The following is a 23,493-nucleotide window of genomic DNA, read 5'->3' on the forward strand; positions in this document are numbered from 1 at the left end:
ACGGGGAATAGATACCCTGGGCCACAGGTTGTGAGCAGCTGCGGTGCCGCATTGCTAGCAGGCTCGGCTACCGAAACCATGCACTCACTCAAAGCTGTGCAAGCAGCGAGACGTGGATTGACATGTTCGCCTTGTGGCAGCTATACACCCCACTTCTAGGAGCTTATTAAAGCGTTTTCGCTCAACAGCAGTTACTGAGACCCGATACGAAAGATCTGATGGACAAGCATGTACCTGGCGGCTATTTGCTATTGCTGGGAATGATCCTCTTAACGGTATCGGGCTGTCAATGCGCACCGAATTACGCGCAATACGGAGCGCCGTACACTTCGCCTCCACAGTACTGCACCTGTCCACCTGGCTACGTCCCCGTCTATCAAGCAGCCAACCCGTATCCGGTGTCGGCAGCGTCGACCGTCTCTCCTCCGGTGACACCGCCAACAGCCGGTTACGCACCAGCTTCGTCGACTTGGCAAACCGTCACGTCTCCGGGGCTCCAGCCTGTGAACAACTCGCCAGTGACTCGACCTTCAACTACTCCTTCTCCGACGGTTGCTCCACCAGCAGGCTCCTCGACGACGTATCCACCCGGCATGTAGACCACCGGTTCTAACGGGAATTGCCGCCAACTTGTTTGCGAGGCGAATCCACGGCCCATCGGGCCGTGGGAGCTGCGAATCGGACTACTAAACTGGCATTCGAGAGTACAGGCATTTCCGGTGGAGATACCGTCAAAGCGACCTTACCATTGCTAACTGGCCATTTTCTTGACAAAGACACTGGCCATATCGGACATATCAAAGTCGCCATCGCCGTCCTGGTCAAACAGGCGGCCGAGCAGGTCCCCATGCTTCTGTTCGAGTTCCTGACGCTCTTGATTGAGATGACCATTCACAGTCGCGGCATTGGCGTGTTGCCCGGAAAGCTGCTTGGCAATCACGCCGACCACCATCGGTCCCAGGAACTTGATGAGTTTCCCCGCCATCTCGCTGTTCAATCCGGAAGTCTGCGAAACGCCCTTTTGTACACGCTCCTCGTGGCCGCCCAGCACGTCTGAAATGAGCTGGCCCAAGTCCGGGCCGCCCGCCTGCTGGTCACCCGACTGAGTAAACTGCTTGAATAAATTGCCTACCTGATCGAGGAGACCCTCGGTGTGCTCTGCATGCTGATTGACGGCCTCGGCCAAGCGTTGGCTCTTCTGTGGATCCTCGGACGCCCGGGAAAGAGCGGCAATCAGGCCAGGAATCGCTGCTCCTATGGCCTTCTTGGTCGTTGCATCGTTAACGCCTAATTGTTGGGAGATGCTGCTAACGTCCTCAGAACTTAATTGCTTGGCGAATGCATCGATGATGGTTGACATTTCCGTATACCTTTCGAGAACTTGGTAAAAACAAGATTGGCCAAACACATCTGCACTGGAGAACCCCCCCGGCGTTTTGGCCCCTAACCTCAAATTAGCAAACACTGGTCCCGCAGCAGGCATCCGAACCTAGTTCCTATCGACAGTCTGTTTCCTGTCGGCCGCAGTTCGACGAGTATAGTATTGTGTCAGAGCATTCGAGCGAACGTCGCCACAAAACAGCGATGAAACAATACATCAGCTGGTGAGCTATTCCATCCACCATCCATTGTGTCGAATACGGGCCACATCATCTACAGCTTCGTCCAAGCTCTATTCAGGTTGCCTTTCGAAACAGGCCGATTAGGAACAGCAAGATTACCGCGCCAATCGTCCCGCCTGCTATCTCGTTCAAGATTGGCGAGTTGAGCAGGTTGAAGTTTCCAAAAAGTGCACCGAAAATCAGAGCCCCAACGATCCCTACAATGATGTTGCCTAGCAGGCCGAACCCATGCCCCTTCACGATCTGGCCTGCTAGAAACCCTGCAACCGCGCCAATTACCAACGCAATGAGTAAACCAGTGAGATTCATAGCTCGCACCTTAGAACGTGTCTTAATAATGTCCCACAATCTGCTCCAAGCACTGAAATGGCCACATTTCGATGCTAGCAGTGGGCAAAATCAGGGTGTTTTATTGCTTGAAGAGGTAGAAGCGTGAATTTCAAAACACGTTCTTAGAAAGAAGAGTATGTAAAGACTATTTTTTGGAGAGTCCAAGTCCAGATTCGACCGACTCCATGATTTCGTGGACGTGTTCATCGATCTTGGCTTGCTCATATTCACCTTCCAGGTAGTCGCGCAAAGCGATGAGCTTCTCCTTGACCTTCGCTAGTGTGGTGCTGACGGTTTCTGGAAGCTTGACACCCTCGGCTTTTTGCTCAATGGACTCGATCAATCCAGCAACAGCCGTCTTCAACTGCTCGGGAGACTTTTTCAACTCTTCTAGGTTGCTAAACTTCTCCTTTAACGGAGCGAGATACGCCTTGGCCTTCTCGCCCAATTCACTTGCCATCTTCTCCCCCTCTTCCACAGCAGCCCCAACGTCTTCGGTAACCTCTCTTGCGGCTCCTTCAGCGGCGGCCTCTGCTTTCTTCAAATCACTTGATGCTTCCTCCCTGCTACACCCACAGATCGCGACTTGCGATACGGCGAAGATGGCAAGCAGTAGACCTCGCGGATTGGGACGGTGGCAAGTCATGATCTTTCCCCTTACTGAATAGTCTTAGTTAAACTCAGCTGGATTCTTATAGGCGGAGTCAAACGGGTTGACCATCGCCCCGCTGCAGGGCGCCCGATTTCGTCGGACTTAACAGACCTAATCGCGCCGAAAGACAATTCCGGGGTCATCGACATCGCCGCTGATCAACCGATAGGCGAACGTGTCCTCATCGATCATTCGAACGCGGCCGGCCATCTGCGACCCCTTCGAGCTGGCGAACACCAGGAGGCCGTCGGCAAGCACGAATCTGCCCTTGAACTTATCGTCATTGCTGTCCAAATCATAGTCCCAGGTAAACCGATCCTCATGGATCTCAAGCTCTATACTTCCGTCCGATCGCCTGGCCTTCCAGTCTCCCTGCAGTTGTCGAGGTGTTGGTGCGTTGCCCGCCGTCCAAGGTTCGTCTTCCTGCGATGATTCTTGGAGCAACTCCAATAGGGCTTTAGCCAATCGATCACTACGATCGAGACGCACTACTTCTTGCAGTTCGGTCCGAGCTTCCTCAGTGTGCCCTAACGTGATGTAATGATAGGCCAGCAGGAAATGACCGTAGCCTGAGCCGGAGTTTTGACGAACATGATGCTCGAGTCGGCCTAACTGATCGCTGTAGGTATCAACGTCGCGATAGAGTCCGCTTAAGGTGGTCCAATCCCAGCCTGGCGCTACTGCCAGAACAGCATGGATCGCTTCGGCGGCCTCGCGATACTTACCGGCGGCAAATAGTACCAGGGCCCGAAACTCATGCATCGCTGCATCGTCGGGCATTAAGGCGATCGCCTTTTCGATGCTATCATACGCAACATTGAGATCTTGTGCGAAGAACGCTTGACGTGCGGTATCGAAATGCCGGATCGAGGCGTTACGCAGCTGTGCGGCCCTAGCTTCGTTTGTTGCGTAAGCCCGTTCATACTCCGACTGTTGCACGGTGATTGGCTGAGCGTAATTGATGGTCGTCGAGCCAATGACGACGGGCCGTACGAAGTAGGGATTCGTATATGAATGGTATCCGGATCGGTAGATTACATTTCCTAATCCCCAGGCAGCCAACCCCGAAAGCCAGTCGTGATCTGACGTATCCACGTGCTGCCAATCGTTACGTCTCAGTCCCTCTTGTACATAGTGCTCATGCCAGTGTCCGTGATGCCAGGAGTCATAGTCGGGACTGTACCACCAAGGACGGCCGTTCCAATGGGAACTGTTAATTGTTGTGCGATTCTGCCATTGATTATTGGTGTACCAATTGTTGACATTGTTCGTGGTGTGGGTGACGTTGGTCGTCGTTTGATTAATCGTCGTTGGTCTATTAACGATGATCGGTTTTCGACCTGATGACTGATTCACGGCGATCGACTGGCTTGGGCGTAGAGCGGGTTGGTAGTACTTGTGCTTGGAAAATGAATTGGCCGGCATCTGCGCTGGTGTCTGTGGACCAGCAGGTCTGCGATTTGGCGGTTTGGCAGCAGGTCGGGCCGAAGTTGGTTTTTCCTTGCTTGGTCGCGGGTAAAAAACAATGGGGCGACTTTGGCCTGATTGAGGTGCCTTGCTCGGGCGCCGGACAGGTCGTCCGGCCTGCGGAGCGGTCGTTGGCCGTTTCTTCGAATACCGGTCATACTTAGTCGCGGAAACGCCGCCAGCAGGTCCTGTACCTGCTACGGATCGCTGTCTATCCGCTAGATACTTGCTTTTGATCGAGGGTTGCGACGGGATGCGCCCTGCAGCCCCATAGGACGCGGTCTTCTTGTACTTGGATTTCGACGGCATTGCGGCGTCAGAATACCCGCCCTTTCGCTGGTGCGACTTCGATGGACTGGCGTCCTTCGGCCCTTTGGGTATGGCTACGCTCGCGAACAAGCACTGAGTTAGCAAGAGCACTACAAGAGTCTTTGTCTTCATATGCTGCTCCGATTCTTCTATTCTGCTGCGGTCTCGGTCTGCTCGGTTAAGCTTCGCGCTGTGTCCTGGTTCGCCCTAGGTAGTGGCGGATTCCGAACAATGGTCATATCAAGATCGTCCAAACGAAGCTGGCCGGCGAATCGTGCAGTCGAGGCCACGTGGTAAGCGTCTTTCTTCATCGGTGTCAGCAAGTAGGTGGCCTTTGTTGGTTCTCCATCTGCTCGAAATCCCCTTGCGTCGACCATCCAACCGTCGCTCGTTGATTTCCAACTCGCTTCTGTATGCCCGCCTTCAGAATCGAAAGCCCAGCTTCGAATCTCCTTACGTAGCGGATCCCAACCGATCCGCTCGGTTCCGCTTGCCGCCAGCAAGCCCTCGACTCTTACTTTGAAATCTCGGATCAGAAATGAGCCGCCTGGGTCCCAGTAGCAATCAATCTCAACCAACGAGTCGCGATCCTCGTCGACCCATTGACCGATCAGCCAGGATAGCTGTTCCAGGTTGGCGCCAGGTTCGGCTGGTTCCGCGTCGACATCGACGACATGCAACATCTTCCAGCTCTCGCCCACCCTACCATGGATGGCCGTGTACCGGCTGTGGGCGACTGGCTGACCGTCACCCAGCTTAGTTTCTGCTCGTCCACGCTCGACTGCGACCCCCGGAGACAGGACATGAACTTCTTCGAGTTCGATACTTATCGTGGCGTTCGGGTGAGAATCGAAAAATGCTGCATATTCTTGTTGGATAGAATCACGCCCCAGAAAAACATTTCCGGCCGCATCGATCAACTCGGCGTTCTCTGAGTACAGCTCAGCTATGGATTGAGCATTGCCGTCGTTGAATGAAGTTGCGTAGTCTTCGGCAGACTTGCGGATGGCATTCCGGACCGCGGCTTCACTTGACTCGGATAGCTGATTTTCCTCTGGCTCTACGGAAGCCGCTTCTTGTGCCCAACACGCGTCATGTGAGGCAAGCGTCACGATCAAGAAGATCAGCCTATGGCGGGGTACGTAGCAATCACTGTCAAAATGATGCATAATTTTGCGCCTCAGAAACAGTTGCAGCAAACAAATGGTGCAAGTGTGGAAGGAAATTGATAAGGCAGTCGCATTTTCGGATAGCAGTATTCGGACCGCCGAATTGTATCTCTATAGATGCCACATGACCAGTAAATTTAGATCGGATTGAAAAGCAGTCGAAGCGGCTGTCCCGCCTGGGCGACCAATCGGCCAGGCATTAGACCTGTGATCGGAGACTTTTGCCCCTAAGCTCGTCTTTTGGCGGTCCGTTATTCGGTTCACGATGGCATCGCCATACGGAGGATGGCCAGAGAGTCCCCAAACGGCTGCCCACAATCCTCCCGGGTCCGCCGCAGTCACCGCGATTCCTGGGTTACATTTTATCCTGGCGTTCAATGCGCGGCGTGATATAGCGCTAAACATGGATACGGGCAACCAGCCCGCAGATATCAGTTTAACGATGGTCAGCCGCGGTACATTTCGAGAAAGCGGAACTGGCTGTGGTGGCCCCCTTAGCATCAACCGGCTTCGGGAAACTGTTCCCCTCGCCTACCCGAATAGCTGCGACGATCTGCCCAACAGGCCGACGAACAGGTGGCATCTATTCCGCCTCTATGCCACTGCCCGCCGCCGCTGGTGAGTCCTCGGCTTGCTCGGCCTGTTCGCGAATGACGATCCGCCGAGTCGCCTCGTCAATCACCTCGCTAAGCCATAGGGCTGAGTATTGCAGACGCTAGAACGGAGTCTCAGGCAGATACAACGCCAAGCTATTTCCTGCAGAGGTCGCGCCACCGCCCGCAGTCCGCCGCCGCGCTAAGGCGCGTCGGATGCATCATCCGCCCGCTGGGAGAATTCAAGCTACGGCGCAGAGGTGGCCAAGACCGACGCGCCCAAGCTCGCCGCTCAAATGAGCGAGGATGTCACAACCTCCTGCAGATACGGAACTTCCGTAGCCGCGTCGGCGCAGCTCACCACGGCGGCTAAGAGCCGGTTGGAAAACGCTTAGAACCGGACAGAGAACCCAAGCGAGTTTGGCACGCCATTTGCGCCTTATAGATAGCAACTTTACAGACCAGGAGGTTGCTATGTCCGATGCACGAATGCCACAGGAGTATTACGAAATCGTTACCCATCACTTGCCGGCGGAACAGCCTGTTGGACCTGACGGCGGTCGTCCTCGAGTCAAAAACGAGATAGCGCTGCGGGTGATCTGGTACGTGCTCTCCACCGGCATCCGTTGGCGAGACGTGCCGCCGGCAATGGGTTGCTCGGGCGAAACAGCACGAACTCGCCTTCGCGACTGGGAGGAACTGGGAGTCTGGGATCGCGTTCACGTCGATTTGCTTCGGCTGTTACGTCGAGACGGAAAGCTGGAACAGGACACGGCCATCATCGATAGTGCTCAAGTCCGGGCCTTTGGCGGTGGGGACCAGACCGGTCCGAGCCCGGTCGACCGCCGCAAACCGGGCACGAAATATACGCTGATGGTCGACCGAAACGGCGTTCCTCTGGCGGTTCGAATTGCCGGCGCCAATCGCAGCGACCACCGCGAGATCCTGCCCATCATCCAAGAAGACTTTCCGGAAGTCGGCGGCAAACCCGGCCGTCCAAGGACCAGGCCGGACGAAGTCTATGCCGATGCCGGGTACGATAGCGAAACAACTCGCGAGGTGCTGCGATGCTTGGGCATCGAGCCCTTCATCCGCAAGCGTGGCGCGGAACACGGCAGTGGTCTGGGACGCGTACGCTGGGTGGTCGAACGATCGCTGGCATGGCTCCAGGGACTTCGCCGATTGCGCCTTCGATATGACCGGAGCGAGACCGTCATTCATGGCTGGGCCACAGTGGCGATGAGCGTCATCAACTTTCGCCTGTGGCATAACGAAATCCAGCTCGCAAGATAACAACGGTGACTTCATACCGGCCTTTACCGGTCGTCTAACAACGGAGTTTTTTGTCCGGTTCTAAGGTGATGTACACCGCGGGGAGTTGGGAGACGAACGAAGTGACGGCGGTTGGGCACAACCTGCGCATCTTGGGACAGATCTTTCGCGCATGAAGTTGCATCGTTCGCGTTCAGTTGCCGGTCTCGCTATGTCGCGTCGGTCGTGTCCACCTCTGACGATAGCTGACGTGGCTGAGTGCCTCAGGGGGCATTCGCAGGAGGGGGCCAGAGTCGCCGGGCAACGCGCGACTACGTGGTGTGGTGCGTGGAGCTCAAGGTTGTGGGGTACAGTTCCAACGGATAAGAAAACAGCGGGTGACGGAAAGTCTTTTGTGGCTAATGAAGATTGATCGCGAGTCGACTCGCCAGACTGCCCATTTTGCCACGAGAAAATTTCCGGCATTTCCGCGCCGCCATATGTAAATGTGAGCACCAGCCGGAGCGTTGGGGGCGGGCAAAAACTGAGCTGCGGAGGGGCCCCAGGGGTAGCTGTCTCGCTCGAAGTCGTCTTGGATTATTTCCTCGGTGCCGGAGTGAGCTCCCATTTCCTGACGCACGAGAAGCGTCACCAGAGCGACCGGAGGCGATCAATCGACGATCGCCCGCACGGTGGCCAGGATGCCCGCCCGCACTGCCTCGGGTAGCTCGGCCCACCCATCAACAACGGCCAACAGATCGTCGTCAGCGGCCAGCGAATCGAGCCGCCTGGTATCGTTTTCGCTTAGCCCAATGGTCGCCGCATCGTGCCCTGATTCTGATGAACTCGGGTAAGCAGAACGGTAAGCGTCGTCGTCAGAGTTCGATTGACTCGGTAAAACAAGACGTTTATCATCCACGCCTCCCGGATTGTGATTCCGAAGGTCGGGGGTTCGAGACCCCTCAGCCACCCTTTCTGGTCGCTGCTATCTGCTTCGGATAAGCTGGGGGATTGCGTGATCGCGACCGAGTGTGGCGGTTCACGCCATGTTGTCTCCTGCTTTCCAGCCCCCTAGCGGACCAGCTTGCGCATGTCCGATATCGATAAGCTTGGTTCGTTCTACCTGGGCCGCGAGCACGATCTGGCGGCGAGCGAGACGTCTGATCGGCCGCTTCTGTACAAGAGCAAGGATCTGACGACACACGCCGTGTGCGTTGGCATGACCGGCAGCGGCAAGACCGGCTTGTGCTTGTCGCTCCTGGAGGAAGCCGCGCTCGACGGAGTGCCGGCCATCGCCATCGACCCGAAGGGCGACTTGGGCAATTTGCTGCTGGCGTTTCCGCAGCTCGAGCCGTCCGATTTTCGGCCCTGGATCGACGAGAGCGAAGCGGAGCGGAAGGGGCAGACGCCTGACGAGTACGCCGCCAGCACGGCAGAACTGTGGCGCACCGGCCTGGCCAAGTGGGGCGAGGGGCCCGAGCGAATCCAGTCGTACTGCGACGCCGTGGAAAGAGTGATATTCACGCCCGGCTCCACGGCCGGCATTCCGGTGACGGTGCTCAAGTCGTTCGCCGCGCCGCCCAAGGAACTACTGGACGACGTCGACGCCATGCGCGAGCGGATTCAATCGGCTGCTTCCGGCGTGCTCGCACTGCTGGGCATCGATGCCGATCCGGTGCAGAGTCGCGAGCACATCTTCCTGTCGAACATCTTGAACACGGCTTGGCAGGAGGGCCGCGACCTGAGCGTCGCCGAGCTGATTCGCAGCATTCAAAAGCCACCGTTCGACCGGGTCGGCATCATGGACCTCGAAACGTTCTATCCGGCGGCCGATCGCACCGACTTGGCGATGAAGCTCAACAACCTGTTAGCCTCGCCGTCGTTTGCAGGTTGGATGCACGGTGCGCCGCTGTCGATCAGGGACCTGCTGTATAGCGCAGAAGGCAAGCCGCGGCTCTCGATCCTGTCGATCGCCCACCTGAACGATAGCGAGCGGATGTTTTTTGTCACCATCCTGCTCAACGAACTGCTGGCCTGGATGCGGACCCAGCCCGGCACCAGCAGCCTGCGGGCGCTACTGTACATGGACGAGGTGTTCGGCTACTTCCCACCCGTTGGCGAACCCCCCAGCAAACGACCGATGCTTACGCTGTTGAAGCAAGCCCGGGCGTTTGGGTTGGGGTGTGTGCTGGCGACACAGAATCCGGTGGACCTCGACTACAAAGGCCTATCGAACTGCGGTACTTGGTTCCTCGGTCGCCTGCAGACCGAACGCGACAAGGCTCGCGTCATCGAAGGACTCCAAGGCGCATCGGCCGAAGCGGGTGCAAGATTCGACAAACGGGAGATGGAAGCCACGCTCGCCGCGCTAGGCAGCCGGGTGTTCTTGATGAACAACGTCCATGACGATGGGCCAACCGTGTTCCACACTCGCTGGGCGATGAGTTACCTGGGTGGGCCGCTGACCAAAAGTGCGATCAAGCGGTTGATGGATCCGGTGCGAGACAGGTACTTGCCCGACAAGCCCGCTGCAGCGGCAGGTACCACGGCGGCAGCCACGTCGGCTCGCCCCGTCGTGCCGGGGGATGTTCGGGAGAAGTTTGTGGCAGTGGAAAGCGTGTTGCCGGAGGGGCACCGCCTGGTGTACCAGGCTGGACTCACGGCCAGTGCCCGCGTGCACTTCGTGCAGGCGTCGCAGGATATCGACCGGTGGCAGGAGTATTATCCGCTGGTGTCAGTGGGCGATCGCCTGGCTGCCGATCTGTGGGACCAGGCCTTGCTGTTACCGCAGGTGCCTCACCTGGGCGACGAACCGGAAGCCGGCGCGGCGTTTGGCGACTTGCCCAGTGAACTCGCACAGCAGCGGAAGTACAAGTCGCTCACCAACGATCTGGAAGATCACCTCTATCGCACGCAGACGCTCACGCGGTGGCATGCTCCCATGCTCGATATCTATTCGGAGGTCGACGAGGGCGAAGGCGATTTTCGGCAGCGGTTGCGGATGAAAGCCCGCGAAGCGCGGGACGCCGAGATCGACGAAGTGGAAGCTCGCTATAAAAAGAAGATCGACCGGGCTGAAGAACGGGTGGCGAAAGCGCAGAGCTACTACGACACTCAGAACATGCAGTTTTGGGAGCGAGTCGGCACGTTCGTCTGGAATGTCGTCGATATGATTCTGGCTATCATCTCTGGTGGCAAGACCACACGTCGGCGTTCGTCCAGCGCGGCGTCGGCTCGAAGGGCTGCCACGGAGCGAGGCCAGGCTCAACGCGCCAAGGCCAAGTGGGACGCGGCCGTCGAAGCACTCGACGAGTTGGAAGCCGAACGAGACCAGACCATCGAGGAACTGCGCACACAGTACGATCCCAATCGCATGACGCTGGAGGAAGTGAGCGTCAAACCGCGCAAGAGCGACATCGACGTCCGCGATCTGATGCTGGTGTGGCTGCCCTACGCTGTGGACGGCGACGGAGTCCGCCTACCGGCCTACTAACGGGTGCGTTGCTGCAGAATGGGGAGCCCGGTGATCGGCTCCGTGCGTTCTCTACCCGGACCGGTGGTTCGCAACTAGAATGGAGACCCCTTGGTTATTTCTTTCCCGAGTCTGGTGCTGTCGTGAAATTTCCTCGCCTTTTGGCTGTTTGCTGTTTGTTCGTGTTGTCGATGGCCGGCTGTCAGCAGTCGCTTACCGATCGGCTGATGGGGGAGTGGGTGGGAACCCCCGACACCGCGGCCGCTGCGGCCGAGCGGAGCGCCCAAACCAAAGCGAACGCGGCTGAAATGGGGGGCGAGGCGGCGGCCTTGCCGGTGGATGAGAATCTCACCAAGAAGCGCGAAAAGACCGACTTGGAACAACATGACGTGACCATTACGTTGGACTTCAAGAATCGCACCGATGTGGAAATGAAGATCGCCGGAGGTGGACAGCCGCTGAACGGCCGTTGGCGACTGGTGCAGGCGTTGCCACCGCGCGGGGCGGAGATTGAGATCAGCTTGAAACACGATGCTTCGGAAAAGGATGGTAAGCCGCAGTCCACCGAAAAGCGGCGCTTCGTAATCGACTTCCAAGGAGACGATAACGACGCAGGCTTCACGCTGTCCGAGAAAGGGGCCGATCCTCAGTTCGGCCGACTCTACTTCAAACGTAAAGACTAACTTCGTGGGGATGCCCGGTCGCGGCGAGATGCGAACCGACAGCCACCGCACCCTGTTTGATGGTGCCTGATCCCCGACCTCTGACCCCCGATCCCTCCCAATGACTGAACGCGAACGTTGGATTGTTTACCCGTTGTTGTTTTTGGCGCTAGGTGCATCGCTGCGGGACAAGATCATCAAGTCCACTCACAATCAGCTCGTTACCTGCGAAGCGCTGTGCGTGTTGGACAAGGACGAGAAACCGCTGTTGGTGCTGGGTTCGGAGAGGTATCCGGAGTTGTCGCCGACCAACTCGGATTTCCTGATGTTGGATTCCCTGCGCACCGACAGCTTGAAGTCAAATAGCATTGCTGGCGAGACAATTCTCGGGCACCAGATGCGCATCGGTCGCTTGGAGGCCGATGCGATTGTGGCCAAGAACTACGTGCTGACCGATGGCAAGCACCAGTTGCCAATTCTGGGCCGATACACTGAACCACTGTTGAACATCTACAAAGCGATTACGGCCCAGTATCAGATCCAGCGCCGTAGCACGCTGCAAAAGGCCATCGAAGCCCGCCGCAAGCAACTGCAGGAGCAGGCTAACCAGAAGGCGTCCGCCGAGTCCACCACCAAGCCGCCCGCTGAGCCTGACACTGAGGCCTCTGCTGGGCCTGACACCGAAGCATCTGCTGAGCCAGCCCCTGAGTCGCCTGCCGAGTCGGCAGCTTCGCCGGAGGAGTCTCCCGCGGCTGTCACCGAACCAGAGTCTGCTGAACCAGAGTCTGCTAAACCGGCGGTAGATGCGCCGGCGGCCGGCGAACCAAAGTCGGAGTAGTCGCGTAAAATGGAACCGAGCGACTGCGCCCGCGATGGGTGCGGTGGTCGAATTTGAACCACAACGAATTCCCGCGATGATTTTTCCTTTCGATCCTGTCTATTTCATGTTCCTGCTGCCGCCCATGTTGTTGGCGATGTGGGCGCAGGGTAAGGTGCGCGAGGGGTACGCCACGGCTTCCCGCGTGCGGGCCAGGATCACGGGGCGGGGTGCCGCGCGGTTGCTATTGGACTCCGCCGGGCTGCACGACGTTCCCATCGAGCCGATTCGCGGCCACATGACCGACCACTACGACCCCAGCCACAAAGTGCTGCGGCTAAGCGAAGGCGTGTACGATCAACCTTCGCTAGCAGCCGTGGGCATCGCCGCCCACGAGGCGGGGCATGCCATTCAGGACGCCCAGCACTACGCTCCACTGGTGATTCGCAATCTCGCCGTGCCGGCCGCCCAGTTTGGCGGCAACTTTGGCATGGGCATCTTGCTCTTGGGCTTTTTCTTGTCGCAGGCTTCGGGGCCGGGAGGCATCGGGGCGCTGCTCTGTCTGGCCGGGATGGCGCTGTTTGCTGGCGTGGTGTTCTTCCAATTGGTGAATCTGCCGGTGGAGTTCGACGCCAGCCGCCGTGCCAAACGACAGTTAGTCGAGCACCGCATCGTCAGCCCGGAGGAGATGAAGTACGTCAATGGCGTGCTGAACTCGGCCGCCTGGACGTACGTGGCCGGCACTCTGCAGGCCGTAGCAACGCTGGCCTACTTGATTTTCCGGTTCGGCGGAGTCGCTCGGGACGATTGACGACCAATCGGGGACCATTTTTGGTGCTTCTAACTGGCGGTGGCGAATAATCTGTGCCCGCGGTACGATTAGGCTGTTAGGCCGCGGTGCGCGCGGCAACCCACTGTCTGGTCAAGCCGAACTTCCAGGGATTCCCGCTTCCGAGCACCTGATAGATTCGCGGGTTCCTCGGCTCAGCTCCCTCAGGAGGTTCACTTGGCGTAGTACTATGCCTGTCGCCGAAGGAGTTCCGAGATGAAATATGCATGCTATCTAGCCACCGGGCGGTCTGGATTCTTGGTCATGGGATTGGCCCTCGGGTTGATTGCGGGCCTCAATTTCCAAGGACTTTGGCCAAACGTTCCGCTGCATGCTTCGGCCACCGATGGCTACGAGAGCTTCTCGATCGCCACGGGCCTGGTCGACAACGACGTGGAAGCCTTGTACTTCCTGGACTACCTGACGGGCGACCTGGTGGGTGCCGTGATCAATCCGAAGACGGGCAAGTTCAATTCTCGCTTTACTTACAATATCTCGCAGGACTTCACTTCCGGGGGCCGCAACGCCAAGTACCTGATGGTGACTGGCTTGGCGAACATGCCCCGCGGTCGCGCTGGTTTCCAGCCTGCCAACAGCATTGTGTACGTGGCCGACGCCCAAAGTGGACAGATCGCTGCCTACATTATGCCGTGGAATTCGTCGATGCAGGCCGCCGGCAAGCCGCAGGAGGGCGTGTTCCAGACGCTCGACGTGCAGCAGTTCCGCACCACGGTGGTTCGAGACTGAGGCGAGGCATCGATGGCCGAACTACAACTCAGTGTCAATGGCGAGACGCATAGCATGTCGGGCGAGCGCACGATTGCCCAACTGCTGGGCGATCTTGGCGTGACGGCCAAGCACGTCGCCGTGGAGTTGAACGGCGAACTGGTGCCCCGTACTCAGCATGCCGATCAGACGTTGACCAATGGCGACTGCCTGGAGATCGTCACCCTGGTCGGCGGCGGCTGAAATCGGCCATGCCGAGCGCCATGGTCTTGTCGGCTGGGACACGGGGCGACAGGGTCCACTTGCTCTGGAACGCCAAGCGCGGAAAGATGGGGTGCACGAAGTGCCGATGCACGCAGGCCGCTTTTTAACGCCCCCCTCAGTCCTTAGCCCCCAGAACCCCGTTGAGTACTACCCTCGATCAATTCGTTGATACGCCGCTGAAGGTGGGGTCCCACTCACTTTCCAGTCGTCTGATTGTCGGCACTGGTAAGTACGCCACCTACGAACTGATGGCCGACGCCCTGGAGCGGTCGGGGGCCGATTGCATCACGGTGGCCGTCCGCCGCGAGCGGTTGATCGACTCCGAGGGGCGCAACCTGCTCGACGCCATCGATACCTCGCGGTACACGCTGCTGCCCAATACGGCCGGTTGTTTTACCGCCGAAGATGCGGTGCGCGTGGCGCGGCTCGGCCGCGAGATTCTCAGTGGTCTGGAAAACCCCGGCGCCAATTGGGTAAAGCTCGAGGTGCTGTCCGATACACGAACGCTGCTGCCCGACCCAGTGGAGACGGTTAAGGCCACCGAACAGTTAGTGGCTGACGGCTTCGAGGTGCTGTGTTACACGAGCGACGATCCCGTCGTCGCGCGGCGGCTGAAGAACGCCGGTGCGGCCAGCGTGATGCCGGCCGGCAGTCCAATCGGTTCGGGGCAGGGCATCCTGAATCCCAACAACATCCGCATCTGCCTGGAGTACCTGAAGGAAGGCGATCCCGATTACCCGGTGATCGTCGACGCGGGGGTTGGCGCTGCAAGCGACGTGGCAGGCGCCATGGAGCTTGGCGTCGATGGCGTACTGCTCAACACCGCTATCGCTCATGCCGCGGACCCGCTCTCCATGGCCGAAGCCATGCGGCATGCGCTGGTGGCCGGCCGTCTCAGCTACCTGTCGGGTCGCATTCCCAAACGCCTGTACGCCACGGCCTCGAGCCCCGAAGAAGGGGTGATTTCAATCCGGCCGCGGTAGCTCGAACGATCGAGTTTCTGGTGTCGCCGGCTGGCCGCATAGCGGTCAAGTTGGCCGTTGGACGCCACGAGAATCTGCCCTGCCAATGCTCGTCGCGGTGCGTGCTTTGCCCGTTTGCCGGCATTTTTAGCTGCATTGGCTCTCACGCGTAATTGGCGCACCGTTTGCTTTTTCGACTGGGCGAGCCGCTTCCTGTGAGCGGCGTTACCCACACAATCCAATCGGAGGAGCAGAGAGCGATGAATATTGATTCGCTGGAGAAACTCTACGTTCACGAGCTCAAGGACCTGTACAGCGCCGAGACGCAGTTGCTCGAAGCGTTGCCCAAGATGGCCGCCGCGGCTTCGCATGACGAGCTAAAGGCAGGTTTCGAGGAACACCTCAAGCAGACCAAGCAGCACGTGGCCCGGCTCGAGGCGATCTTCAAAACACTCGACTTTCAACCTGGTGGCCACAAGTGCAACGGCATGGAAGGCCTGATCGCCGAGGGCGAAGAGATTCTTAGAGAAGATATGCCCGGTGAAGTCCGCGACGCCGCCCTGGTGGCCGCTGCCCAGCGGGTGGAGCACTACGAAATGGCCGGTTATGGTGTGGCGTCTACCTACGCCGAAAAGCTGGGGCACAAGGACCACGCCGATTTGCTAACCGAAACGCTCGAGGAAGAGGGGGCTACCGATCGCAAGCTCTCGCGGCTCGCCACGCGGTGCCTGAACTTCTTTGCACTCACGGCATAGCTATCGTTGCTGGTGCGATCGTACTCAGAATTTCGGAGGACGAATCCATGGCCGACAAACCTGACGGCTGGGGCCTGTGCAAAGACTGCAAGTGGTGGCAAATCGAGCCGGATGCCTCGGTGCAAGACCTGACACTGGGCGTCTGTATCGAAAAGCAGTTGCAGGACTACGAATTGCGGATTTCGGGCCTGGGTGGCTGCAACCGCTTCCAGGCAGGGGAGCCGACGTTCGCCGCGGGTGCCAGCGAAGCGCCACCCCAGATGGCGACCGATATTCATTAAAATCCTGCGGCAAACTGCGGCCATTTGTTCCGGCGATCGTTTCAAGGTAGCGTCGTTGTGTGGAAGTTGCGCGGCGTAGTGCTACGCCACTCGCCCCGCGCCCGTGCGGCTCGCACTAGTCCGATATCCAGGTGAGACGCTACCTTAGTTGGATGGAGCTCACCACGGCAGACATTCTTGGACCAGATGGCCGCATTGCGGCACGGCTGAAGAATTACGAAGACCGTCCGCAGCAACTCGAGATGGCCGAGGCCGTCGAGCGGGCCATCGCCGGCAACCAGCATCTGGTGGTCGAGGCGGGCACCGGCGTCGGCAAGAGCTTTGCCTATTTGGTGCCAGCGATCCTGGCCGCCACCCAGCCACCCCCGCCGGGTGCTCCGCAAGACGACGCGGATGGCAAGCGAGTGGTGATCTCCACGCACACCATCAGCTTGCAGGAACAGCTAATTGCGAAAGACCTGCCGCTTTTAAACAGCGTGATTCCGCGCGATTTCTCGTCGGTGCTGGTAAAGGGCCGCGGCAACTACCTGAGCTTGCGCCGGTTGGGCGCGGCCATGAAGCGGGCCAACAGTCTCTTCAATCAGGATGAGGAGTTTGCCCAGCTTCGCGAGATCGATGGCTGGGCTGGCGACACCCATGATGGCTCGCTGGCCGATCTGGCCCGCAAGCCACTGCCCAGCGTTTGGCAGGAAGTGGCCAGCGACAGCGGCAACTGCATGGGTCGCCGGTGCGCAATGCATAAGAAGTGCTTCTACTACCGCGCCCGTCGCCGGGTGCAACACGCGCAGGTCCTGGTGGTGAATCATGCCCTGTTGTTCAGCGACCTGGCCCTGCGCCGCAGCGGCGTAAGCATCCTGCCCGACTACGATATCCTGGTGCTGGACGAAGCCCACACGGTGGAAGCCGTGGCGGGCGATCACTTAGGCATTCGCGTCACCAATGGGCAGATCGAGTACACGCTGGCCAAGCTGTACAACGATCGCACGCACAAAGGACTGCTGCTACATCACGGCTTTCAAAAGATCGCCGAGCAAGTCGAGCGGTGCCGACTGTATTCGGACGAACTGTTCAGCGACCTGTGGCATTGGTCGGTTACCGAGGGGCCGAAGAACGGCCGGGTAACCACCCCCGGTTTGGGGTCCGGGCAGCTGGCCGAGGAGCTACGAACCCTCGCCCGGCAGGTGAAGAGCGCCGGCAACCGACTGGAAGAAGACTCGGACCGGCAGGATTTCACCTCGGCCCACGACCGCTTGATTTCGCTGGCGTTCGAGATCGAATCGTGGCGGATGCAGACCGCAGGTAATACCGTGTATTGGATGGACCGCTACGAAGGCAGCCGCGGCCGACCTCGCATGTCGCTGGTCGCTGCGCCGCTGGAAGTGGGTAGCGCGCTCCGCGAGCACTTGTTCGACCAGGTCCCCACCGTGGTGTTGACCAGCGCAACGCTGGCCGCCGGCAGCGACCGCGCAGGATTTGAATTCTTCCAATCTCGCGTGGGACTAACACAGTGCGATTCGCAGCGGCTGGGTAGCCCGTTCGACTACAAAGAGCAGGCGACGCTTGTCACCCTGGCGTCGATGCCTGATCCGTCGAGCCAGCGTGAGGAGTTCGACCGTCGTTCCATCGATGGCATCAAACACTACGTGCAGGAGTTCGACGGCCGGGCGTTTGTGCTGTTCACCAGTTACGACGCCATGCGCAAGGCGGGAGCCGGATTGTCGAAGTGGCTGGCGTCGCAGAACTTGCGACTCCTGTCGCAGGCCGATGGGACACCACGCTCGCAACTGGTGGAGATGTTCAAGGAGAATCCGCGGAGTGTCTTGCTGGGGACCGATAGTTTCTGGCAAGGAGTCGACGTGCCGGGCGATGCGCTGCAACTGGTGATCATTGCCAAATTGCCCTTCGCCGTGCCCGATCGCCCACTGCTGGAGGCGCGTCTCGACGCCATTCGCGAGGCGGGGGGCAATCCCTTTCGCGATTATCAACTGCCCGAGGCAATCTTGAAGTTCAAGCAGGGTTTCGGGCGACTCATACGCACCAAGACCGACAGTGGCAAAGTGGTGTGCCTCGATCCGAGGCTGGCGACCAAGGCGTACGGACGGTTGTTCCTGGAGAGTTTGCCTGAGTGCAACGTCGAGCGGCGCTAGCTGTCTAATGCATCTGTGCGACTTCGCACAACGAAATCCGCGCGCAACGAGTTTGCCGCAAACGATCTGGTGTATTGCCAAACCGGATCGCTTTGGCCCTATGATACGAATGGAAGCGGTCGCCAGGCAGTTGGCCGTTCGTGATTTTCATTCTCCATCGAGGCGGATACTCATGCGTACTTGCCAGTCTCTCTCTTGTGTCGTCGCCCTTTGTGTTTCTCTAATGCTGGCGGCAACTTGCGAAGCGCAGCCTGGCCGCGGTTTTCGGGGTGGGCGAGGACCTGGCGGTGGTGGTCCTGGGATGGGCCGGGGGCCCATGGCGGACGACAGCTTCGTCTCCGATCGCGATACGTTTCACTACCTGCTCGATCATCACCAGGAGATTCGTCGCTCGGTCACCAACTTGGACAACGGCGTAGAGACGCTCACCGAGTCGGACAACGAGGAGGTCGCGGCGAAGATTCAGGAGCATGTCCACGCGATGTATGGCCGCGTCGAAGAGGGGCGGCCCATCCGTATGCGGGATCCGTTGTTCGCCGCGATCTTCCGCCACGCCACGAAAGTGGATATGAACGTGGAGGAAACCGAGAAGGGCGTCCGCGTTACCGAGACCTCCAGCGACCAGCGCGTGGCGCAATTGATTCAAGCTCACGCCGTGGTGGTCAGCAAGTTTGTTGAGCGCGGCTTCGCCGAGGCGCACCTCAACCACGAAGTGCCGCCGGCCACCGAAACGGTTGCCGCGCAGCAGGATCGCCCGCTCACGGGGCAGCAGAAAGAGGAGTTGCTGGCGGCGTCGGTCCAGTTCGATCGCTACTATATCCCTGTGCTCGCGCTTACCAACGAAGGTAAGGCCAAGCCCGCCACCAAGGCAATCGGGCGGCTGTCGGACGAATACGATGCCATCTATCAGCGAGTGCTCGACGCGCTGCACATCGTACCGGATCAATCGCAGGACCCCACCCGCCAGACCATCGACGAGGTGGCTCAGCTGATTGCCGATGGCCAGCTGAAGAAGGCCCACGAAACACTCGAGCCTATCCGCGACCTCACCATGCAGCGGCGGCAGCAACTCGGGATCGACTACCCGATGGATGTGCTGAACGAGTACCACGACGTGATGGAGTCGATCGTCAAACCGGCCGTCGAGATGAAACCGGCCGACGTGGATAAGGCGTACCTCGAGGAGCTGAAGCAGGCGGCTAGCGGTGCCTCGGAGATGTGGACCGAAGTGGAGCAAACCAAGTTCCCTGCCAAACTGTTCGGGTTCGACAAAGAGGCCACCCAGAAGCTCAACGCCAGTATTGCTGCGGAACGCGCGGCTATCACGGCGCTGAACCGTGCTCTGGCCGATGGCGATGCCAAGACCGTGCTGAAGGCGGCCAAGGGACTGAAGCCGCCATTCGCCAAAGTTTACAAGTCGTTTGGCGACTTCAGCGGACTGAAGTAGGCTCCGGAGACCGTGCCAGGTTGTCCGCTGCTTCGGTGGTGACCATCAGCACTATCTCGCGCAGGTTGCCGTCGGCGCGATTGCGTCCAAGTAGTCCCGAGAAGACCACGGTTTTGCCAATTTCCGACTCGAACCTGGTATTAACCTGCTTCACACGAAAGCCGGGCACTTGGGCGCCTGCCCGTGTTATCCCTCGGGCATTGTCGATCTTGCTGTGCTTGAAGTTGATTTGCACTCGGACATTGGACGCTTCCGCTGGTTCGGCCACTACCTTCACTTCGGTACCGAACCGCACCGGTTTCGACGGGCCATTTCCCTGTGGCACCTGAATCGTGCCGCCTTGGAAGAACTCTGCTGGTTTGCCATTCATCTTCAGCAGCAGGTTCGCACCATCGATTTCTTTCGCGATGTCGTGCTTCACCAACGCTAAGAGGAACTCGGGCGGTGTGTTCATGTCGAACAGCGGCTTGCCCGGCTGCAGTTGATCTGCGCTGGCACCGGCACGTGCGAAGTCGATGCCTAACTTCTGCATCTTGGTGCGATTCACCTCGAACATCCGAGCTGTTACCAGAAGATTGCCCGGCGTGGTGACGTTGTCCGCGCCCGTCGACTTGGGAGACGTCGGGGGTGCAACCTCCTCACCGGTGGCCATCGAACCCGCCAGAAGTGCCATACAAACAACGATACTCGGCATCGCACGCGGCATATTCAGTTCCTTGGTCTGGACGCGGTTCTGAGGCATAAGGGCCGGGATTCTAGGGGAGCCCGCTGCAGGCGACAATGTCTGTCTCTGGCTTAGCTAGCGATGCCCGCAGTGTGTCCCCCGACCGGCGGGAATGGGATAAGATGGGCTATCGCCGAACCCTGTTTCCGAATGGCGGAAATGCCCCCGGGCTCGTTGGAGGACCGATCGACATGAATTCTGTCGCCGAAGTGATGAAGGCCCTGGAAGCGAAGGGCACCGAGCAGACACGCAAGACCTTCGCCCGGCATGGTGCGCCCATCGACCAGATGTTCGGCGTGAAGGTGGGCGACCTGAAAGTGATTGCCAAGAAGATCAAAGGCAACCAGCAACTCGCTCTCGACCTGTACGCCACGGGCAACTCCGATGCGATGTACCTGGCCGGCATCGTGGCCGATGGTCGGCAGATGACCAAGCGGCAGCTCGACGAATGGGCCCGGCAGGCAACCTGGTACATGCTGGCCGATTACTCCGTGGCGGGCGTCGCGGCCCAGAGCCCCCATGGCCGCGACCTGGCGCTCAAGTGGATGAAATCGAAGCAGCCGATTATTGCTTCGGCCGGTTGGAGCACCTACTCGTTGCTGCTGGCCACGCTTCCCGACGACGAGTTGGACCTGGACGAAGTCCGCGGCCTGCTCGATCGCGTGGTGGCGGAGATCGATACGGCCAAGGATCGCGTCCCCTATGTGATGAACGGGTTTGTCATCTCGGTGGGTACGTACATCAAGCCTCTGTTGCGGCAAGCCAAGGCGACGGCCAAAAAAATCGGCAAGGTTGAGGTCGATTTAGGCGAGACGGCATGCAAGGTTCCGCTCGCCACGGAGTACATCGCCAAGGTCGAGTCGATGGGCCGCGTCGGCAAGAAGCGCAACACCACCAAATGCTAGGGCATCTACCTCTCGGGAGCACGCGCTAACAATTGGTCAGGGCTTCGTAGTCTTCCACCGCTGCCCCATCGAGGCAGGCCTGGATGATCTTGCGTCCTTCGGGCAGCAAGTCATCGACCAGAAACTGATTGAGCTGCTCGTGGAAGAAGTCGGTGAGGATCTTCGCACCCTTGTCGTACGCTTCGGGGCCGACTTCTGGCTGTTGCGACACGTCGAGGAACCACGTGCCGATGGTTTGACCTTCCACCATCAGCGTGTGCTTGTTGTAACCCAGCAGCGGACACCGCGATGGAATCAAGTCGCCTGGGCGGAACGGAGCGGCCCCGCGGCGGGCCAGGTACTCCCGGGCGATCCACTGCGGTGCGAAGCCGACTTGCCAACAGCCGACGTGCTGATTGGGAATCAGCACGAATAGCGTCTCGTTGGTCTCCATGATCTGTTCGAGCAGAATGTTGGCCTGATCGACCTTGCGGCCGGTGGCAAAGGGCCAGAACGAACCAACGCCCTCGCTCTGCATGCCTCCCTGATCGACGATCGATGGGTTACCGTGGCCCCGCGGCGCAACCAATCGCCAGAGCCAGGCGAGCGACGCAGGAAGCACGTGGAATAGCCCCATGATGCCGTAAGTAGGGCGTTCTGCCGTGCACGGCGGGCAGCGGACACCGAAACTGCGAATGTCGACCGTCACCGGGTGGTCGACCACGCCCGGAACATAGCTGCGTGGCATCACTACCCGTGGATTCGGGCAGGGCGAATCGGGAGCGTCCATGGTGTGTTCCCAAATCAGGGCCGTGGCGTCGGGTTTGGCGTCGATGTTCAGGAACAACAGCGGCCCGGGCGGATTGACCGTGATCTTTTCCAGGTGCGGATCGATGCCGTACTTGTCGATGTGATTTACACGAATGAACCACGCCGATTCTGCGTCCTTGAGCACCAGCTTGCCAGGCGATGCGTAAGCCGCTTCGAGTTCGGGATGGCACAAGGCCATGTCGTCCGTCACGGGGCGGAGTTCGCAACCGCGGGGAAGTACCAGTTTGCGAGTGTCGCCCGTTACCAGATTGTGGCCCAGGAGCAGTGTACCGTCGCTTTCGCGATGCATTTGCTCGAGCATTTCGCTCTTGCCACCGCCGGAAGCCCCTTCGTGCATGATCGTCGTGGCGTTCTCGTAGGGAGTCACGACCTCAACGGTCGAGCAGTGCGCGGTCGTCCAAGGATCTTCGGCACGTTCGCCGAGCGTCAGCAGCATGCCGTAAACGCCCTTCTTCGCCGACGGACCGGGGTACAGGTTGTAGGAGAACAATTCGTGCAGGTTCACCTCGTCCTCGAAGCGGCGGTTGTGCACCACGACCTGCTTGCCATCGAAATAGGTATGGCGGAACGGTGGTGCTACATACACCACCGCGCCGTGGTGATAGTTGGCGCCTTCTTCACGAATCTCCTCCAGCGGCACAATGCCTTGCAGCATGGCCAGACCCAACGCGAAGAAGCCTGCGTTCGCCGGCGCAATGGCCACCGCGTTGAGCGGTTTATCGGGAAGGCCTGTGCGGAAAAAGAACGCCGCAATCGGCTGTTCCTGCAACCACTCGACGGTTTGCTGACGCAGATTTCCGAACGGCTCGCCGAACCGGGCTTCAAACGTTGGCTTGTCAGTGTGTGTCGCGTCGCCAACTACCATGCAGTCGGGGTCTCGGCGACGCATGTAGGATTCGAGGTAGTTTGCCGCTACGCCGTTGCGAGTCTGGCATACCTCCGCTTCGGCCACGAAACCTCGCTCGGCAACGTCGTATCCCACGATGTACCGCCCATCGGGACCAATCTCGCCCAGCCCCAACGAAGCGTCGGGGGTCGCCAGGGCTACGAGATCCTCCACGCTGCCGGCCAGATGCAACCGACCGGCCTTCTCGGCGGCTTCGAGTACCGACATCGCGGTGTGAGACAGCGTTAATTCTGGGAGTGCGGAGAGCGGCATAGTTTACCTTCGCAGTGATCAATCTCGCCTGGTGAGTTGTGGATTTGAGTGTAAGGATATCGTCCGATCTTTTGAAGAACCTCCAGGCTGATCTGTGGAATCATGAAGACCTGTGCTGGTCGCTGGCGAACCACGGCGCC

At 59.1% G+C, this 23,493-nt stretch carries 21 protein-coding genes; 13 read left to right on the forward strand and 8 right to left on the reverse strand.

What is annotated here, in order from left to right; all coding sequences use genetic code 11:
* Positions 1-751 precede the first annotated feature (751 nt).
* The 5 genes from NG895_RS02925 to NG895_RS02945 form a co-directional block, all read right to left on the reverse strand.
* Entirely contained in the window at positions 752-1,360 is a 609-nt protein-coding gene (locus NG895_RS02925) for a DUF937 domain-containing protein (protein ID WP_252850953.1), read from the reverse strand.
* A 316-nt stretch (positions 1,361-1,676) separates the two neighbouring features.
* Positions 1,677-1,931 carry a GlsB/YeaQ/YmgE family stress response membrane protein gene (locus NG895_RS02930; protein WP_252850954.1) on the reverse strand — a complete coding sequence of 85 codons (255 nt, stop codon included), beginning with the start codon at positions 1,929-1,931 and terminating at the stop codon, positions 1,677-1,679.
* Between the two features lie 166 nt (positions 1,932-2,097).
* A complete protein-coding gene (locus NG895_RS02935; RefSeq protein WP_252850955.1) occupies positions 2,098-2,598 on the reverse strand; it encodes a hypothetical protein in 501 nt (166 codons plus the stop codon).
* A gap of 117 nt (positions 2,599-2,715) precedes the next feature.
* On the reverse strand, positions 2,716-4,029 hold the full coding sequence (locus NG895_RS02940) for a tetratricopeptide repeat protein (RefSeq protein ID WP_252850956.1): 1,314 nt from the start codon (positions 4,027-4,029) through the stop codon (positions 2,716-2,718).
* Positions 4,030-4,529: 500 nt separating this feature from the next.
* The gene (locus NG895_RS02945; RefSeq protein WP_252850957.1) at positions 4,530-5,579 is read right to left on the reverse strand and encodes a YybH family protein; all 1,050 of its coding nucleotides are present in this window, start codon (positions 5,577-5,579) and stop codon (positions 4,530-4,532) included.
* A gap of 1,037 nt (positions 5,580-6,616) precedes the next feature.
* Here NG895_RS02945 and NG895_RS02950 point away from each other — a divergent pair.
* On the forward strand, positions 6,617-7,435 hold the full coding sequence (locus NG895_RS02950) for an IS5 family transposase (RefSeq protein ID WP_252850958.1): 819 nt from the start codon (positions 6,617-6,619) through the stop codon (positions 7,433-7,435).
* Between the two features lie 628 nt (positions 7,436-8,063).
* Here NG895_RS02950 and NG895_RS02955 read toward each other — a convergent pair.
* The gene (locus NG895_RS02955) at positions 8,064-8,312 is read right to left on the reverse strand and encodes a hypothetical protein (protein WP_252850959.1); all 249 of its coding nucleotides are present in this window, start codon (positions 8,310-8,312) and stop codon (positions 8,064-8,066) included.
* A gap of 171 nt (positions 8,313-8,483) precedes the next feature.
* Here NG895_RS02955 and NG895_RS02960 point away from each other — a divergent pair, with 171 nt between their 5' ends.
* The 11 genes from NG895_RS02960 (at position 8,484) to NG895_RS03010 (ending at position 19,755) form a co-directional block, all read left to right on the forward strand.
* Positions 8,484-10,886: an ATP-binding protein gene (locus NG895_RS02960; protein ID WP_252850960.1), complete on the forward strand. Its 2,403-nt coding sequence runs from the start codon at positions 8,484-8,486 to the stop codon at positions 10,884-10,886.
* 122 nt (positions 10,887-11,008) lie between these two features.
* Positions 11,009-11,548 carry a hypothetical protein gene (locus tag NG895_RS02965; RefSeq protein ID WP_252850961.1) on the forward strand — a complete coding sequence of 180 codons (540 nt, stop codon included), beginning with the start codon at positions 11,009-11,011 and terminating at the stop codon, positions 11,546-11,548.
* A 100-nt stretch (positions 11,549-11,648) separates the two neighbouring features.
* The gene (locus tag NG895_RS02970; protein ID WP_252850962.1) at positions 11,649-12,365 is read left to right on the forward strand and encodes a DUF2339 domain-containing protein; all 717 of its coding nucleotides are present in this window, start codon (positions 11,649-11,651) and stop codon (positions 12,363-12,365) included.
* Between the two features lie 76 nt (positions 12,366-12,441).
* On the forward strand, positions 12,442-13,155 hold the full coding sequence (locus NG895_RS02975; RefSeq protein ID WP_252850963.1) for a zinc metallopeptidase: 714 nt from the start codon (positions 12,442-12,444) through the stop codon (positions 13,153-13,155).
* Between the two features lie 234 nt (positions 13,156-13,389).
* Positions 13,390-13,920 carry a hypothetical protein gene (locus NG895_RS02980; protein WP_252850964.1) on the forward strand — a complete coding sequence of 177 codons (531 nt, stop codon included), beginning with the start codon at positions 13,390-13,392 and terminating at the stop codon, positions 13,918-13,920.
* Between the two features lie 12 nt (positions 13,921-13,932).
* Positions 13,933-14,142 (forward strand): sulfur carrier protein ThiS, encoded by a 210-nt coding sequence (thiS, locus tag NG895_RS02985; RefSeq protein WP_252850965.1) that lies wholly within the window; start codon positions 13,933-13,935, stop codon positions 14,140-14,142.
* 161 nt (positions 14,143-14,303) lie between these two features.
* The gene (locus tag NG895_RS02990; RefSeq protein WP_279675871.1) at positions 14,304-15,146 is read left to right on the forward strand and encodes a thiazole synthase; all 843 of its coding nucleotides are present in this window, start codon (positions 14,304-14,306) and stop codon (positions 15,144-15,146) included.
* Between the two features lie 239 nt (positions 15,147-15,385).
* Positions 15,386-15,880: a YciE/YciF ferroxidase family protein gene (locus NG895_RS02995; protein WP_252850966.1), complete on the forward strand. Its 495-nt coding sequence runs from the start codon at positions 15,386-15,388 to the stop codon at positions 15,878-15,880.
* A gap of 47 nt (positions 15,881-15,927) precedes the next feature.
* A complete protein-coding gene (locus NG895_RS03000; protein WP_252850967.1) occupies positions 15,928-16,161 on the forward strand; it encodes a hypothetical protein in 234 nt (77 codons plus the stop codon).
* 131 nt (positions 16,162-16,292) lie between these two features.
* On the forward strand, positions 16,293-18,308 hold the full coding sequence (locus NG895_RS03005; protein WP_252850968.1) for an ATP-dependent DNA helicase: 2,016 nt from the start codon (positions 16,293-16,295) through the stop codon (positions 18,306-18,308).
* 316 nt (positions 18,309-18,624) lie between these two features.
* Complete coding sequence (locus tag NG895_RS03010; RefSeq protein WP_252850969.1) at positions 18,625-19,755, forward strand: hypothetical protein; 1,131 nt, start codon at positions 18,625-18,627, stop codon at positions 19,753-19,755.
* On the opposite strand, the gene NG895_RS03015 is transcribed toward NG895_RS03010, so the two are convergent.
* Positions 19,739-20,497: a type II and III secretion system protein family protein gene (locus tag NG895_RS03015; protein WP_252850970.1), complete on the reverse strand. Its 759-nt coding sequence runs from the start codon at positions 20,495-20,497 to the stop codon at positions 19,739-19,741. The genes NG895_RS03010 and NG895_RS03015 overlap by 17 nt on opposite strands.
* A 173-nt stretch (positions 20,498-20,670) precedes the next feature.
* Between NG895_RS03015 and NG895_RS03020 the strand changes: the two genes are divergently transcribed.
* Positions 20,671-21,384, forward strand: coding sequence for a DNA alkylation repair protein (locus tag NG895_RS03020; RefSeq protein ID WP_252850971.1), 714 nt, complete (start codon positions 20,671-20,673; stop codon positions 21,382-21,384).
* Positions 21,385-21,409: 25 nt separating this feature from the next.
* Here the strand turns inward: NG895_RS03020 and NG895_RS03025 are convergent, their stop codons facing one another.
* Positions 21,410-23,353, reverse strand: coding sequence for a DUF4914 family protein (locus NG895_RS03025; protein WP_252850972.1), 1,944 nt, complete (start codon positions 23,351-23,353; stop codon positions 21,410-21,412).
* Between the last annotated feature and the right edge of the window lie 140 nt (positions 23,354-23,493).

Origin of the sequence: Aeoliella straminimaris, from assembly GCF_024054565.1 — a bacterium.
Classification (GTDB): Bacteria; Planctomycetota; Planctomycetia; order Pirellulales; family Lacipirellulaceae; genus Aeoliella; species Aeoliella straminimaris.